Annotated in this window: 14 protein-coding genes; 9 read left to right on the top strand and 5 right to left on the bottom strand. The window is 54.4% G+C overall.

The genetic code is table 11. The features are described from left to right. Positions 1–100 precede the first annotated feature (100 nt). The 3 genes from HP572_RS19760 (at position 101) to HP572_RS19750 (ending at position 2,621) form a co-directional block, all read left to right on the top strand. The gene (locus HP572_RS19760; RefSeq protein ID WP_174870175.1) at positions 101–613 is read left to right on the top strand and encodes a sigma-70 family RNA polymerase sigma factor; all 513 of its coding nucleotides are present in this window, start codon (positions 101–103) and stop codon (positions 611–613) included. Next, complete coding sequence (locus HP572_RS19755; RefSeq protein WP_240584110.1) at positions 610–1,599, top strand: FecR domain-containing protein; 990 nt, start codon at positions 610–612, stop codon at positions 1,597–1,599. The genes HP572_RS19760 and HP572_RS19755 overlap by 4 nt, the downstream gene beginning before the upstream one ends. A 200-nt stretch (positions 1,600–1,799) precedes the next feature. Next, positions 1,800–2,621, top strand: coding sequence for an energy transducer TonB (locus tag HP572_RS19750; protein ID WP_240584109.1), 822 nt, complete (start codon positions 1,800–1,802; stop codon positions 2,619–2,621). Between the two features lie 10 nt (positions 2,622–2,631). Here HP572_RS19750 and HP572_RS19745 read toward each other — a convergent pair whose 3' ends face one another. After that, positions 2,632–2,925 (bottom strand): DUF2623 domain-containing protein, encoded by a 294-nt coding sequence (locus HP572_RS19745; protein WP_005968196.1) that lies wholly within the window; start codon positions 2,923–2,925, stop codon positions 2,632–2,634. A gap of 219 nt (positions 2,926–3,144) precedes the next feature. Here HP572_RS19745 and HP572_RS19740 point away from each other — a divergent pair, with 219 nt between their 5' ends. Beyond that, entirely contained in the window at positions 3,145–4,836 is a 1,692-nt protein-coding gene (locus tag HP572_RS19740; RefSeq protein WP_240584108.1) for a molecular chaperone HscC, read from the top strand. A 44-nt stretch (positions 4,837–4,880) separates the two neighbouring features. Here the strand turns inward: HP572_RS19740 and HP572_RS19735 are convergent, their stop codons facing one another. Continuing rightward, entirely contained in the window at positions 4,881–7,610 is a 2,730-nt protein-coding gene (locus tag HP572_RS19735) for a J domain-containing protein (RefSeq protein WP_240584107.1), read from the bottom strand. After that, positions 7,610–8,314 (bottom strand): DUF1266 domain-containing protein, encoded by a 705-nt coding sequence (locus HP572_RS19730; RefSeq protein ID WP_237027872.1) that lies wholly within the window; start codon positions 8,312–8,314, stop codon positions 7,610–7,612. Before HP572_RS19730 ends, HP572_RS19735 begins: the two co-directional genes overlap by 1 nt. A gap of 407 nt (positions 8,315–8,721) precedes the next feature. On the opposite strand from HP572_RS19730, the gene HP572_RS19725 reads away from it, so the two are divergent. The 4 genes from HP572_RS19725 (at position 8,722) to gorA (ending at position 13,197) form a co-directional block, all read left to right on the top strand. Continuing rightward, a complete protein-coding gene (locus HP572_RS19725) occupies positions 8,722–10,077 on the top strand; it encodes an alkyl/aryl-sulfatase (protein ID WP_240584106.1) in 1,356 nt (451 codons plus the stop codon). Between the two features lie 121 nt (positions 10,078–10,198). Further along, positions 10,199–10,582, top strand: a complete 384-nt coding sequence (locus HP572_RS19720) for a TfoX/Sxy family protein (protein WP_240584105.1) — start codon at positions 10,199–10,201, stop codon at positions 10,580–10,582. A 291-nt stretch (positions 10,583–10,873) separates the two neighbouring features. Beyond that, entirely contained in the window at positions 10,874–11,716 is an 843-nt protein-coding gene (locus HP572_RS19715; RefSeq protein WP_039316638.1) for a 23S rRNA (adenine(2030)-N(6))-methyltransferase RlmJ, read from the top strand. Positions 11,717–11,844: 128 nt separating this feature from the next. Beyond that, complete coding sequence (gene gorA / locus HP572_RS19710; RefSeq protein ID WP_010296544.1) at positions 11,845–13,197, top strand: glutathione-disulfide reductase; 1,353 nt, start codon at positions 11,845–11,847, stop codon at positions 13,195–13,197. 101 nt (positions 13,198–13,298) lie between these two features. On the opposite strand, the gene HP572_RS19705 is transcribed toward gorA, so the two are convergent. Beyond that, positions 13,299–13,586: a type II toxin-antitoxin system RelE/ParE family toxin gene (locus tag HP572_RS19705; protein ID WP_174866994.1), complete on the bottom strand. Its 288-nt coding sequence runs from the start codon at positions 13,584–13,586 to the stop codon at positions 13,299–13,301. Then, on the bottom strand, positions 13,583–13,834 hold the full coding sequence (locus HP572_RS19700) for a type II toxin-antitoxin system Phd/YefM family antitoxin (RefSeq protein WP_010281712.1): 252 nt from the start codon (positions 13,832–13,834) through the stop codon (positions 13,583–13,585). Before HP572_RS19700 ends, HP572_RS19705 begins: the two co-directional genes overlap by 4 nt. A 254-nt stretch (positions 13,835–14,088) precedes the next feature. On the opposite strand from HP572_RS19700, the gene HP572_RS19695 reads away from it, so the two are divergent. Continuing rightward, positions 14,089–14,994, top strand: a complete 906-nt coding sequence (locus HP572_RS19695; protein WP_240584104.1) for a siderophore-interacting protein — start codon at positions 14,089–14,091, stop codon at positions 14,992–14,994. Positions 14,995–15,025 lie beyond the last annotated feature (31 nt).

Below are 15,025 nucleotides of genomic sequence, written 5' to 3'. Positions count from 1 at the left end.
TGAATAATTTTCGCTTCGGAACTTGACAGTCAGAGGGAAAAAACATAAATAAGAACGATTATCATTCTTATGTTTAAATAGTGCTCTGGGGTAAAGTTCGATGGTGAGGAAAGCGACGGCCAGCGTTAATGACTTTGCCCAGCAGCTCTATTTCGATCACCACCGCTGGCTGTGTAACTGGCTGCGCCATAAACTGGACTGCGCCCAGCATGCGGAAGATCTGGCACAGGACACGTTCCTTAGCGTGTTGATGAACCCGGAACTGCTCACAATTCGCCAGCCGCGCCCGTTTCTGGCTACCGTGGCTCGCCGTTTGGTCGCCAATCATTATCGTCGTAAAAAGATTGAAGATGCCTATCTGGACGTGCTGAGCACGCAGCCGGATACCTGCATGCCCTCCCCGGAAACGCGTCTGCTTACCCTCGAAATTCTTGAACAGCTTGATGCCGCATTGGACGGCCTGCCAGCGCCGGTCAGGGAAGCGTTTCTGCTTGCCCACCTCCACGGTATGCGCTACAGCGATATCGCCGAACGCTTGCGGGTTTCCAGCAGTTCGGTGAAACAGTATCTGCAACGCGCCAACCTCCAGTGTTTCTTTGCGCTGCCGCTATGAACGATCGCACTTTTTATCGTGACCGACAGGGTCAGCCGATTCAGCCAGACAGCGCGCGTGAAGCGGTGGCGTGGCTGACGCAGCTGATGTCCGACAGCGTCACCGAACAAGATCGCCGCGAGTGGCAGCGTTGGCGGGACGCCTCGCCGGATAACGAACAGGCGTGGCAGCATATCGAATCCGTGTGTGCCAATCTGGGTCAGCTTAACGCACGGGCAGCACACCAGAGCCTGTCGACGCTTAACGGTATGCAGCGTCGCAGCATACTCAAAGCGTTGGCGATTCTCTGTCTGACCGGAGGCGCTGGCGTGGCCGGATCGCGCACCGACCTTTGGCAGTCGTTGACGGCGGATTACCAGACGCAGATCGGTGAACAGCGCCATGCGGTATTGGACGATGGCACGACGCTGCTGCTGAATACGCAGACGGCGCTGAATGTGGCCTACGGTGACGACCTACGCCAGCTCACGCTGATTCGCGGTGAAGTCATGATCGAAACCGGTCAGGCGGAGAAGGCCGCGTTGTATCCGCGCCCTTTCATCGTGACGACGGCACAGGGAAAGGTGCAGGCGCTGGGTACGCGCTTCAGTCTGCGAGTGCAGGATGAACATACTCAGGTGGCGGTGTATGACGGCGCGGTGAGACTTCATCCGCAGCAGAACGGTCAGGATGTACAGGTGGTGAAAAGCGGACAGACCGCGACGTTCACTACGCAGCGTTGCGGCCAGATCGAGACGACGAAGGCTGAACCTGCCTGGGTGAAAGGACAGCTGCTGGCGGATAATCAGCGTCTGGTGGATTTTGTTGACGAACTGAGCCGCTATCGCAGCGGTGTTATTCGCTGCCAGCCCGAGGTGGAGAGCCTGCGGTTTTCCGGCGTCTTCCCGCTGTCGGATACCGATAATATTTTAGCGGCGCTGGTGGAGGCGCTTCCTGTACAGGTGCGTTATTTCTCTCGCTACTGGGTTCAGATTGCTGCGCGATAAAATATCCTACTAAAACGTAATAACATTACTTTTTATGCTGTTTTCATTTTTTTTCTGCCCGATCCCCGTAGCTGAACGACCTACTATTATCTGCTATCCGTTTTATACCTAACGATGTGATGAAGAACGCATGATGACCTCCTCGGAACCCCATTCATTGAGAGTACAGCCCTGTCTCCACGGCGAGGGGCAGTAGGCTAATGGCTGCACAGACGCTGAAATACAATACGGTTCGGCCCGCCACGACGGTTCGTTGGGGGAGTGGCTGGCTGCTGGCGTTGGCGCTACACGCTGGAGTGATTGTCTGGATTAGCTACCACGCGCTTGATTCCTCCATTGAAGCGCCACCGCCCGCCATGATGTTAATGGTGGCGGATAGCGTGCAATCGACTCCCAGCCCTCAGGATGCGCCAGTCGGCCCGCAGCAGACGCTGTCCACGCCGCAGGAAGCGTCGACTCAACCGGAAAAAATGACGCAGGATGTGCCGCCGCTCGCGCTTGCACCGAAACCAGTTATTACGACGGCGCAAAAGGAAAAGCCGCAGCCGCAGAAAAAAGTGCAGAAAAAAATGGAAAAGCCGGTGCAGGAGACGACACCACAGGAAGAGATTGCGCCATCGGAAAAACCGCCCGCACCAGTCACCAGCGCGCCGCTACCGGGCAGCAGCCAGCAAGTCGCAGCGCCGTATAACAGTGATGCCGCGCAGATGCGTAAAGGGGTTGCGGATTGGAGCAGCCAGCTGCTGGCGCACCTGAGCCGCTATAAGCGTTACCCGGCGCAGGCGGTAAGGCAGCGATTGCAGGGCGTCGCCCAGATTCGCGTGACGTTGGATCGGGCGGGGAACGTGCTGGCCGTCTCGTTAGCCAGCAGCAGCGGCGTGATGCCGCTGGATAAGGAATCTGTCGCCTTGCCGCAGCGCGCTCAGCCGCTTCCGGCTCCACCAGCAGAGGTGATAGGGGATAATGCGCAGCTCACCATCACAATCCCCATTAGCTTCGATTTACGCGACGTGCGCCGCTAGCGGGTATCTACTAGCGCGGCGTGTGCGCATCATAGCCCGCATAAAAAAACCGAATCGCGTACGGGTTACCTTGTTCGGTAAAGAACTCTGCGACTCTTTCTCTCTCCAGCCCATAGCGGCGTGACAACAACCCTGCCTCGAAGGCGGCCTGCTGACGGTCGCCTTTAGTTTCCGCCAGATTGTGAGCATAGCCACAGATATAGCCGCGCCGATAGTCGTAGCAGTAGGGATTAATGTCGTTGGTGGATTTTGGATTGGCCGATCTCAGCCCCGCGAGGACGCCCCGCTCAAAATGGTTTCCCATGATAATGCTCCGTAAATGATCGTTATATATTAAATAATATAACGCTTATTTATCACTCACCAGATCTGTTGAAAAATATTCCTGAATCCGTCGTGCGAGGTCTTTCCCGATCAAGATGTATATACTGTTGCCCTGCTCGCCGAACAGGCTACCGATCTGCGCCTGATGGGCACTCTGGGAATAGTTAGTGTACGGAATGGTTAAATAAGGAATAACAGCATGACGCACCCGCAAGACGCTTCTCTGGCGATTGGTATCGATCTGGGCACGACGAACAGCCTGATTAGCGTTTGGCAAAATGGCGAGGCCCGCCTGATACCGAATGCGCTGAATGATAACTTCACTCCCTCGGCCGTCAGCATTGATGAAGACGGCAGCATTCTGGTCGGCAAACCCGCGATTTCCCGTTTGACTACGCACCCGCAGGTGTCGGCGTCGCTGTTTAAGCGCTACATGGGGAGCAAGAAAGCCTTCCGGCTCGGGGATAAAACGTTCTCTCCCGCCGAACTGTCGGCCATGGTGTTGAAATCGCTCAAAGCCGATGCGGAAAGTTACCTCGGGCACCCCATCAAGGATGTGGTGATCTCCGTGCCAGCCTATTTCAGCGATGAACAGCGTAAGCAGACGCGTTTTGCGGCAGAACTGGCAGAGCTGAATGCGGTTCGCTTAATCAATGAACCCACCGCTGCCTCTATGGCTTACGGCTTACACACGCAGGAGCTGGGGCGTACGCTGGTCTTCGATTTAGGCGGCGGCACTTTTGACGTCAGCGTGCTGGAATACGCGTTTCCGCTGATCGAAGTACACAGTTCGGCGGGCGACAACTATCTGGGCGGAGAAGATTTCACGCAGGCGATGGTGAAAACCTGTCTGAATGCGTGGAAGCTTGAGGGGGCGGCGATTCCTGCGACGGATCTGGCGCGTCTTTACAGCCATGCAGAAGCGCTGAAATGTCAGCCCGGTTTTCCTTCTCAATCGAATGAGCTGGTATGGCACTGGCGAGAGGAAGAATGGCGCATCGTACTGGATAATGAAGAAATCGAAGCGGCCTGGCTGCCGTTGATGAACCGCATTCGCGCGCCGATAGAGCAGGCGTTGCATGATGCCCGCCTGAAACCGGAGCAGCTAGACCATGTGGTGCTGGTCGGTGGGGCATCAAAGATGTCGATTATCCAGAAGCTGGTGGTCAGGCTGTTTGGCAAATTACCTTATCAGCATCTGGATGCGGATACCGTTGTCGCTAAAGGCGCAGCGGTACAGGCCGCTTGTCGGCTACGTGAGCAGGATATCGAAGAGGTGATCCTGACGGATGTTTGCCCGTATACCCTCGGGATTAAGACCGCCAACGATAAGCAAAACGGCCTGTTTTCCCCGATACTGGAGCGCAATACTGTGGTGCCGACCTCGCGGGTCGAGACGTTTTCCACGGGCTCCGCCGGGCAGGACAACATCTGCATTGCGATCTATCAGGGGGAAAGCCCTTACGTCGATAACAACGTGTTTATCGATGAATTCACCATGCCGATAAAAGCGAAAACGTATAAGCAATCCATCGAGGTACGTTTCAGCTATGACATTAATGGGCTGCTGGAAGTGGATGTTAACCTGCCGGACAGCGGCGATAACTTCACGAAAGTGATCGATCGCAGCCCGACCGGCCTGAGTGCCGAGCAGCAGCAGAAAAGTCACCAGAAACTGCAAGCGCTGAAGATTCACCCCAGAGACAATCTAATGAACCGCAACCTGTTGGCGCGGCTGGAAAAAGCTTGGGCGCAGACGCGTCTGGAAGAGCGGGAGCAGATCGGTTTCTGGCTGCGGGATTTTGAACAGGTGCTGGCGGGGCAATACGCTCCGGCGATTGACGAAACGCGGCAGCGTATTGAGCAGTATCTTGATGAAGTATCTCGTTGATGTTGGGGCGGCGTGTCATTGCTACGCCGCCCGAGTTATTGTCGTCAGCTAGGCATGGTGTTCGTTTCGGCTTTCTTGCCAGCCGGCGGCGGCCCGAATTGGTTCCAGCGATTCAGGCTCGGCGTCAGCAAGGGGAGCAGCAGAAACAGCGGTATGAGTAGAGTGAAGAAACTCATCACCCACGGCATATTGGAACCGATATCGTTATAGCGTCGACGCGTTGCACTCAACAGATTGAGCACGATGAGCACAATCAGTAGCCCTTCAATAAACGCCGGTGGTGACCCGATCCAGTCACTCGCGCGATAGAGAAAATAGCTTCCCAACCCGGCCTGCATCAGAAAACCGATACGGCCGATGCGAGCGTTTGTGCGCCAGAGCTGCCACCAGTAGCTTTTTTTAGCCTGTGATGCCTGAAACTGACGTTCGCGCCGATCGGCACATTGCAGCAGCATTTTCGACACCAATCTCAGCGTAACGTCTTCGTGCGGATAGGACAGATGCTCGGTTAGAAATTCTTGATCGCTGTTATCGAATAAGGACGTGTCATCCTTTGCACAGCTCTGAATAAGCTTGCCGATGAGCGTGACCCGTTTGTCGTCGGAGAGCTGTTTTAGCTGTTTCTCCAGTTCATCCGACCCTTCGGTAAAGGCAGTGCGGATCGCATCTTCCTGCTCCGTTTCTACGGGGATAGCGGCCAGCCGCTCAAGGTGTTGCTCAGCCTGTCCTTCCTCTCCCATAAGGGCATAAAACACGTGGAAAAAGATCTGGTAGATGATGGGCGATTTCGCCAGTTCCGTCTGCCAATGCTCATCGGTGAGATAAAAATGGCTTGCAGCGGATTCGCTGTAAGTCTCCCTGCTGCCGAGATATTCCTCAATAGACGCGGGGAAGTTCATCCAGCAGTGATAGTGCAGCGGATCGGTGAGTTCCAGCTGTTTTTTCAACGGCGTCACCGCATCACCATCGTGGCATTCCGCCTTGCGGAAGCGTCGAGAGAGCGAATGTGCAGGGTGGGTTAAGGCCAGTTCGGGCAGCACCGATTGACGCGGTAAACCCAGACAAGACGCTGGATCGGTCATCATTAATGCGATCAGCATAGCCTGTCTCAGTTCCTCTTTGGCGCTGAGATCCTGCGGCTTCTCCACTCCTTGCGGCACCAGAGACACATCGCGCCGGTAGCGTGCGGACAGCTCGACCAGACAATCGTTGATCGGGTCGATTTCCTCCGTATGTATGCCGCTGCTATATAGCTTGTTAAGCTGATTCAGCGACAGCGGACGCCATTGCCGCAGCCAGGTTTGCGCCTGCAGCCAGGCGGACGATTTCTGGTTAGTGAATACGTTGGGCAACGCGTCTTCTGACGGCGAATACAGCCATTCCGTGAAGGCGTGAATCGCGCCGGAGGTGTCCAGCCAGGATAGGCGCTGTGTCGCCTGAAACTGTAACCCCTGTAAGATCAACGCATACAGCGGTTCCTCGGGCAACGGCTGCGCCAGAATGTCCTGCAACAGACGCTCATTACCCACGGTTAACATGCTGGCGTGCCAATACAGGCGATCCTGAATCGCGTCCCCGCTGTGTAGCAGCAGATGTCGGTAGATATCCCGCAGCTCCTGCTTGCCCAGCTTCCAGCGGGCATAGCTTTCTGCCATGGGCGACAACGGCAGTTTCAGCGCTTCTCCCCAGCGTATCAGCATCTGGGTGTTGTGCTGAGAAATGAAGAAACGCTGGCGCAGATCGTCCAGCGCTAACCCTGTCAGATCCGGCGCTGGCGTATCGTTGAACGACTGAATCAGTAAGGGAAGCGCATCCGGCTGATGCTGTTTGCACCAGTTAATCAGCCAGTGTTCCGCTTGTGCATGGCGGGTTTGCTGATAAAGCGTCAGCCACAGTGTGAAGGCCTGCTCGTTCTTTCCAGTCAGTGAGCAGAGGCTGGCGCTGAGTTCGAGCCATTCCGCGTCGTTCGGAGCCGCATCCAACTGTTGTAGACAGTAATCGCGCAGGGTGGCGTTGGGCACACCGGCGTGGCTGTGCCAGCGCGCGAGCTTTTGCATCAGCGCCGGGCTGTCGGGCCAATAAATCGCGGTCGGGGTGCGCAGCAGCGTGCCCAGCATAAATGCGGGCCGATTCCAGTACATTCCGTGGGCCTGCTGGAAATGGAAGATGGTTTCCAACTGTGCGGGCAGGTTCAGGTGCGATAGCAGTGAAAAATCGAACAGATCCTCATAGCCGAGCGAGTCGAGGAAGTGGCGGACATCTTCCACCCCGTCGCCGGACAGCTCCCCTTGCCGCTGCTGCCAGCGCAGGCGTTCGGCCAGTACGCGGACACAGAGAGTTGAGATGCAAGACTCGCGCATCAGGCGCTTAAGCAGCGGCCAGCGAATGCGATCGATCACCTCGAAAGCCTGCTGATTCAACAACTGAATGTAGCGTTCCCAGCACAGCGGAACGAAACGTTCGGCCGGGTTGCTTAACAGCTGCTCAAACGCGTTAACCAGCGCTTCTGACTGGGGATCGGCCTGCTCGGCGGAGGCATTCTCGGTTGCCGAAGTGGCGTTTTGTGATTCGGCGGGGGTCTGCTCTTCTTCATCCGACGGCACGGGATTTTTCGCCAACTTACAGGCGGTATCGTACGCGTCGCGCAGCTGTTTAAAGCCCTCGGGGTCGGTTTCCGGATGAAACTGCGGTACTTTCTGACGATAAGCCTGACGGATAACATCCAGATCCTGAGTCGGCTCAATGCCTAGTCGCTGCCAGCATTGTGTGTCCATTATATTTCCGCTTCTGGTAAGGACTCGGGCTTATCCATTTCTATCGGATCAACATCCCAGTCGAGGTCATGAATCGGGCAGTCCGGGTGGGTATAGAGCGTGCCGATCTGGTCAATGTAGTCAGGAATCTGGCTACAGTTGCTGAAAATGTAGCGCTGGCATTCTGGATCTTCCTCATCCGAGCCGAGCCAGTAGGTGCGGCCGATCAGGAATGCGGCGTAATAATTTTCCCAACTGCGGTAATAGTAACGCGCTCTGTCGGCCAGCCGGGTGTGAATCCACAGGTTCTCTTTTTCGCTAATCCAGCCGTTGAGTAATCCGATGCGGCTCAGGAAACTCATGCGCCCCAGATCCCAGGCGCGGATCCCGCCTTCACCGCATAGCGCGGCCGTTTCGGTCACCAGCGCGAGTGCACCCTGTACGTCTTCAGATTGATTGGCGCAGTGCTGCTGCCATTCGGATGCCGTCAGGTGGTGCCAAAGGTGATAGTAATACGCCAGACGCTCGGCGTGGCCGCCGTCTGTCATATCGTTAATCATTGCGATCAGGCCTTCGCGGGAGGTGATGCCCCAGCTGTTGCTCAGACTGATGGGTTCACCGGGCTCATAAAAGGTCGGCTCGCAGAAGCGGGCGCCGTACTTGATATTGAGTGCGACCATCGGGGCGGAAAGCGCCATCAGCCAGCGCTGATATTCAGGTTCCATCAGAATAACGTCCAATTCCATCATGGTTAGCGTGCGATCGTACTGTATGTGATCCGTCTGGAAAACGAAAAATATCCCACACTAAAGCGGTTTTTTATCCAGATTGGATTTTTATACAAGTTGAAATCAGCCGCGCAATGGGCCCGTTTTCCAAATCCCAGAGTAAGTGATGACGCCTGTCAGGTGAAGGCTCGAAACGGAACGCTCCCTTTCACTACATTCCTCTCACTTATGAGAAGTGGACTGTCATTTATCACTATACCCTTTTGGCTCTGCTGCTTTTATGCTGCGGGGATTACGGAATCCTGCCAATTCGCTAGGTTTTGCGCGGGCTTTGTTCCTGTCCCTCCCGTTTTTGGTACATGAATCAGAAATGGGACTCAGCGTCGTGAATTGACGGAGAAAAGATGACACAGTATTTCGACGGAAAACTGAGGAAAGCGACATTGTTGCTCACAACAGTTATGGCACTGACGGCGGCAGGCTACGCAGGTGCGTATGAAGAAACGGCGGGTGCAAAAACGCTGCTCGCACATAATGCCGATTTTCAGAAGCAGATCGTGGAAGTCGCAAAAGGCGTTTATGTGGCCGTTGGGTATTCGGCTGCAAACGTGACCCTGATTCAGGGAAAAGATGGCGCGATTATCGTGGATACGTCGGCGAATCCTGTGGATGCAAAAGCGATCATTGAAGCATTTGGCAGCCGTATGGTTCGGCCTGTGCAAGCCATCATTTACACACATAACCACCCCGATCACTCCGGCGGCGCGACGGTTTTTGCCGATAATGACAAGCCGGAAATTATCAGCCACCGCCTTTTGGTTACAGCAAAACCGGATACCGGTCGTGGAAAGCGTGAGGGCGGTGATGCCTTCGGGACTTCCTTGCCTGATGACCAATTTATCAATGCGGGCACGCAGCTTGAATACGGTCGTAAAACGCCACACACCCGTGAAGGTTTTCTGCCACCGACCCAAACATTTGACGGTGACAGCAAGAACCTGACCCTTTCAGGCGTAAAAATGGAACTGCTCCATACGCCGGGTGAGTCTGACGAAAACACTGCGGTCTGGCTGCCTGAGCAGAAGGTCTTGCTGGCGGGTGATAATTTTCTGAAGACCTTTCCGAACATCGCCCCGCTGCGTGGTCTGCCAACGCGTAAGATTGATGAATGGATTGCCAGTCTGGATAAAATAATTGCACTGAACGCAGAGCACCTCATTCCTGGGCACATGCAGCCAGTCAGCGGTGCTGCCGACGTCAAGGCTGCGCTGACCGCTTACCGCGACGGCATCAAAAGCGTCTGGGATCAGACGATGGCCGGTATCGCCAAAGGAATGACGCCGGATGAACTGGTACAGACGGTGAAACTGCCTCCAGAGTTGGCAAAAAATCCTTATTTACAGGAGTATTACGGCAGCGTGGCGTTTACCGTACGCGGTATTTACGCGCAGCAGGCGGGCTGGTTTGACGGCAATGCCACACACATCTATCCGCTGACTGAGAAAGATCGAGCCACACGGTTACTGGCTATGACCGGAGGTCAGGCGAACATGCTTAAAAGCGCGGAGAAAGCGCTGTCGTCCGGCGATTTCCAGTGGGCTGCTGAACAGGCGGATTACGTGCTGGCGGTTGAACCCCATCATTCAGAAGCCAGAAAGATTAAAGCGGATGCGCTGACTGAACTGGGCGAACGTCAGGATAACGCGACTGCACGTAATTATTACCTGACTGCGGCGCAGTATCTGAAGAAAAATCCCTAACCTGCTACCCTTGCTTTAATGCTCTTCTCGAATGCCGGATTTATCCGGCATTCTGCTTTCATCAACGCCTGTTTAGGCACCTGTAAAACCTGTCCAGCGTACCGCGTAAAAGGAGACTGATATGAATATTTCCGGAGAGTTGACCGAGTTCATCATGGATCAGCTCTCACCACTCGGTCGTTTTGTTCCGCGTAAGATGTTTGGCTGTCTGGCGATTTTTCACGATGGCTTAATGGTTTTACTTATCAACAATCAGGGTGAGATTTTCGTTAAAACAGACGACCGGAATCGCAGTCTTTTTGATCAGGCAGGGTGCCCGCCGTTCACCTACACCCGCCGTGGAGAGGATGGCAAACTCAAAACCATTTGCCTGTCTTTCTCACAACTGCCGGACGATGCGATGGAGGAACAGGAAACGTTTGTCCGTTGGGTGGCATCTGGTATTGAGGCCGCACGACGCACTGCGCTCCCGAAAGGTAAATCTACCCACGCGCCGACTCCGTGAATGTTTTTAGCTGTCCGTAAGAGATTACCGAGCAAAACGCAGCCCTGGCGTGGTTGATTTTCCGAGTGCTACATTGCCCCCCTTTATCTGCCTGAATATCGGAAGTTTTCAATCGAATAAAAAACGACCCTGTTTCTCAATTTACTGATTTAAGACGATAAAAATGGCCGGTTTGCGGGGCGACTCGCAGGGTGAGGTGTTGTTTCGGTATTGAGGGGATATTTTCCGTCGCAGACGGTTATACTGTCAGCTAATCGACGTTATTTATAAAAACTTCACCGGAAAGCAAGCATGCTAAGTTACCGCCACAGTTTCCATGCCGGCAATCACGCCGACGTGCTGAAACACACCGTTCAGAGCCTGATCATCACTGCCCTGAAAGAGAAAGAGAAACCTTTCCTGTATCTGGATACCCACGCGGGTGCGGGTCGCTATCAGCTCAGCGGCGAACACGCCGAGCGCACAGGCGAGTATCTGGATGGCATCGCGAAAATCTGGCAGCGTGACGACATTCCGGCTGAACTCGAACCTTACATGCAGGCCGTACGCACCTATAACCACAACGGCCAACTGCGCTATTACCCGGGCTCCCCGCTGATTGCGCGACAGCTGCTACGCGAACAGGACAAGCTCCACCTGACCGAACTGCACCCTAGCGATTTCCCATTGCTGCGCAATGAATTCCAGAAAGATTCGCGTACCAAAGTGCTGCGTGACGATGGCTACCAGCAGTTGAAATCACAGCTGCCGCCGCTTTCCCGTCGCGGTTTTATGTTGATCGACCCGCCGTATGAGTTGAAAACGGACTATCAGGCCGTGGTGAAAGGCATTCAGGAAGGGCATAAACGCTTTGGCACCGGCGTATTTGCGCTGTGGTATCCGGTGGTGCTGCGTCAGCACATCAAACGCATGCTGAAAGAGCTGGAAGCCACGGGCATTCGCAACATTCTGCAAATTGAGCTGGCAGTGCTGCCGGACAGCGATCGCTACGGCATGACGGCGTCTGGCATGATTGTGATTAACCCGCCGTGGAAGCTGGCATCTCAGATGAAGAGCGTGCTGCCGTGGTTGCATAGCGTACTGGTACCAGAAGGCACCGGACATACGCTGGTGGAGCAAATCGTACCGGAGTAATGCGCACGGTTGCGGTGGGCGACGCGGTTGGTTTTTCCTATCGCAACCATAGGCATAACCTTTATTCGGCGTATGGCTCTGGCGTTACACTCTAGGCAAATTTTATTCACTTAAGCATGGATACACTGATGACCAAACACTATGACTACCTTGCTATTGGCGGCGGCAGCGGCGGTATCGCGTCTATCAACCGCGCGGCGATGTATGGACAAAAATGTGCGTTGATCGAAGCAAAATATCTGGGCGGCACCTGCGTCAACGTCGGCTGTGTGCCGAAGAAAGTGATGTGGCATGCAGCGCAGATTGCCGAAGCGATCCATCAGTACGGGCCGGATTATGGGTTCGATACCACGGTAAACCAGTTTAACTGGGGCACGCTGGTTAAGAACCGTAGCGCCTATATCGATCGTATCCACCAGTCGTACGATAACGTGCTGGGCAAGAATAAGGTCGATGTCATCCACGGTTTTGCCCGCTTTGTCGATGCGCACACGGTGGAAGTGAACGGCGAGAAAATTACGGCTGACCATATCCTGATCGCGACGGGCGGTCGTCCGGTTCACCCTGCTATTCCCGGTGCGGAATACGGTATCGATTCCGACGGCTTCTTTGAGCTGGATGCGCTGCCGAAGCGCACCGCTATCGTCGGTGCAGGTTATATCGCAGTGGAGATTGCCGGGGTGCTGAACGGGCTGGGCTCTGAAACCCACCTGTTTGTGCGTAAACACGCACCGCTGCGCAGCTTTGATCCGCTGATTGTCGATACGCTGGTGGAAGTGATGAACACCGAAGGGCCGACGCTGCATACCGAGTCGATCCCGAAAGCGATTGTGAAGAATGCCGATGGTAGCCTGACGCTGGAGCTGGAAAACGGCCAGTCACAAACCGTCGACTGTCTGATTTGGGCGATTGGTCGTGAACCTGCGACGGATAACCTGAACCTGAGCGTCACTGGCGTAGAGCTGAACGACAAGGGCTACATCAACGTCGATAAATTCCAGAACACCAACGTTCCTGGCATTTACGCTGTAGGCGATAACACCGGTGCAGTCGAACTAACGCCGGTTGCTGTCGCAGCGGGGCGTCGTTTGTCCGAACGTTTGTTTAATAACAAGCCGGACGAGCATCTGGACTACAGCAACATCCCGACCGTCGTCTTCAGCCACCCGCCGATTGGCACCGTCGGGTTGACCGAACCACAGGCGCGTGAGCAGTATGGCGACGATCAGGTGAAAGTGTATAAATCTGCCTTCACCGCGATGTACACCGCTGTCACCCAGCACCGCCAGCCGTGCCGCATGAAGCTGGTCTGCGTGGGTAAAGAAGAAAAAATCGTCGGCATCCACGGCATCGGTTTTGGTATGGACGAAATGCTGCAAGGCTTCGCGGTCGCCGTCAAAATGGGCGCAACCAAGAAAGACTTCGACAACACTGTCGCTATCCACCCAACTGCGTCAGAAGAGTTTGTGACGATGCGGTAATGGAGTAGGGAAGCGGGTTTGCTGCTTTTCTGGAAAACGAAATATGCTGGTCGAATAGTGAGCTATTTGGCCAGCATTTTTTTATGCTCAGCCTAACGTGGTTACCTCATCCGCTCACTCGCCAGATGATAAACACCGCTGCGCTCACGTTTGCCTACCGCCACCACGGCGATAATCAATACGTCGTCAATAACCTCATAAACCAAACGAAAGCCTGACGCTCGGAGCTTTATTTTGTAGCAATCCTTCATCCCCCGTAACTTTGCCGAAGGAATATGGGGATTTTCGCAGCATTTTTTTAGTTTTTTAGCGAATTGCTGCTGAATGGTTTTATCGAGCTTGAGCCATTCTTTTAGCGCATCTTCCCTGAATTTGACGCGATAACTCATAGGAAACTATCCAAATCCACGTCAACCAGCGGCTGGTTTTTACGTTCGCCGATCAGCTTAACTAATTCCTGATCGTCCAGCGCATCCAGCATTTTTTCGTAGAGATCCGCAGGAATGCAATAAAACGCAGGCTGGTTGCGGTTCAAGATAGCCACAGGCAGGCCATCACCAGCATTGACGGTCGCCATTGGATTCTTTTTCAGCTCACTGACGCTGGCACTGGTATCACTCAATATAATATTCGGCATGACAGACCTCTAATGACCGGTTAATAGGTCTTTAAAATAAGCAATCGAAGACCTGTTAACAAGTCTTTTGATGGTTTTTTATGCCCGCTCCGAGTGGCCTACTGCCCACGTTGTGAAGAAAATGCTGCTTTTATCACGACATTCATCCGAATGGTGATAATGATTATCGTTAGTGTTTTGTTTATGGTAAGTTGCGGTGAATGGGTTTTATCCCGTGGACTGATTTTCCTTACAAAACATGCGGTTTTCTCACTATGTCTTTAGCTACCCGTACAACGTCTTCCGCCTATCGGCTGTTCAACTTACGCTTAGAGAGTAAGACGCTGCTCTCGCCTTCATTGGTTCGTTGTGTGTTCACTGGCCCGGAAGTGCGCCAGATGAAACTGGACGCGCCGGATCAGCGCATCAAGCTGCTGCTCGCCAGTGAAAGCGGGGAGCTGACCCCAATGGCCGTGAGCGATACCTGGTATCAGGACTATCTGGCGTTGCCGCGTGAGCGTCGTCCAACTTTGCGCACTTATACGCTGCGTTCTGTCTCACGCGAGTCACAGCAGGCAACAATCGATTTTGTGCTGCACGGTGATACCGGACCGGCTTCAAGCTGGGCGGGCCACGCTAAGCCGGGTGATGCGCTACAGATTGTCGCGCCCAATGCAGAGGCCGATGGCGACAGCGGCGGCTATGAATGGGCACCGCATGAGGGCGTTGAGCAGGTTTTGCTGATTGCGGATGAAACGGCGCTGCCAGCGGCAATGGGAATTCTTGAACAGCTGGCTGCCCAGCCTTCTTCGCCGTCGGTGCAGGCTTTTTTTGAAGTACCAAAAGTGGCTGACTGCGTGACATCAGGCGACTTCCCTTTTGCGCAGATTCACTGGCTGCCGCGTGAGGAAACGGGCAGCACAGTATGGGGCGAACGCCTGCTGGCTGCGGTGCAACAGGACGTGAAGATTCCCGCCAGTGCTTGTACTAACCATGATGAGATCGCACAGGAAACGCCAGAAGACGAACTACTGTGGGAACGGGCAACGGCACATCGCCCGTTTTACGCGTGGGCGGCGGGAGAGTCTTCCGCCATCAAACGACTGCGCCGCTATCTGCTCGACGAGCGGCACCTCGATAAAGAGACGATCAACTTTATGGCGTACTGGTCGCATCGCTAAGATAAACGTCAGGAGGGAAATTCCCTCCTGT

The organism is Pectobacterium sp. PL64, from assembly GCF_022477975.1.
Taxonomy (GTDB): Bacteria; Pseudomonadota; Gammaproteobacteria; order Enterobacterales; family Enterobacteriaceae; genus Pectobacterium; species Pectobacterium jejuense.
The sequence above is the reverse complement of the archived record's forward strand: the minus strand, read 5'-3'. Positions and strand labels throughout refer to the sequence as shown.

Bases quoted from the DNA above. Each gene is read 5' to 3' on its own strand.
- HP572_RS19760 (WP_174870175.1), top strand. From the start codon at position 101: ATGGTGAGGAAAGCGACGGCCAGCGTTAATGACTTTGCCCAGCAGCTC.
- HP572_RS19750 (WP_240584109.1), top strand. From the start codon at position 1,800: ATGGCTGCACAGACGCTGAAATACAATACGGTTCGGCCCGCCACGACG.
- HP572_RS19730 (WP_237027872.1), bottom strand. From the start codon at position 8,314: ATGGAACCTGAATATCAGCGCTGGCTGATGGCGCTTTCCGCCCCGATG.
- HP572_RS19700 (WP_010281712.1), bottom strand. From the start codon at position 13,834: ATGCCGAATATTATATTGAGTGATACCAGTGCCAGCGTCAGTGAGCTG.
- HP572_RS19715 (WP_039316638.1), top strand. From the start codon at position 10,874: ATGCTAAGTTACCGCCACAGTTTCCATGCCGGCAATCACGCCGACGTG.
- HP572_RS19745 (WP_005968196.1), bottom strand. From the start codon at position 2,925: ATGGGAAACCATTTTGAGCGGGGCGTCCTCGCGGGGCTGAGATCGGCC.
- HP572_RS19740 (WP_240584108.1), top strand. From the start codon at position 3,145: ATGACGCACCCGCAAGACGCTTCTCTGGCGATTGGTATCGATCTGGGC.
- HP572_RS19755 (WP_240584110.1), top strand. From the start codon at position 610: ATGAACGATCGCACTTTTTATCGTGACCGACAGGGTCAGCCGATTCAG.
- HP572_RS19720 (WP_240584105.1), top strand. From the start codon at position 10,199: ATGAATATTTCCGGAGAGTTGACCGAGTTCATCATGGATCAGCTCTCA.
- HP572_RS19705 (WP_174866994.1), bottom strand. From the start codon at position 13,586: ATGAGTTATCGCGTCAAATTCAGGGAAGATGCGCTAAAAGAATGGCTC.
- HP572_RS19725 (WP_240584106.1), top strand. From the start codon at position 8,722: ATGACACAGTATTTCGACGGAAAACTGAGGAAAGCGACATTGTTGCTC.
- gorA (WP_010296544.1), top strand. From the start codon at position 11,845: ATGACCAAACACTATGACTACCTTGCTATTGGCGGCGGCAGCGGCGGT.
- HP572_RS19695 (WP_240584104.1), top strand. From the start codon at position 14,089: ATGTCTTTAGCTACCCGTACAACGTCTTCCGCCTATCGGCTGTTCAAC.
- HP572_RS19735 (WP_240584107.1), bottom strand. From the start codon at position 7,610: ATGGACACACAATGCTGGCAGCGACTAGGCATTGAGCCGACTCAGGAT.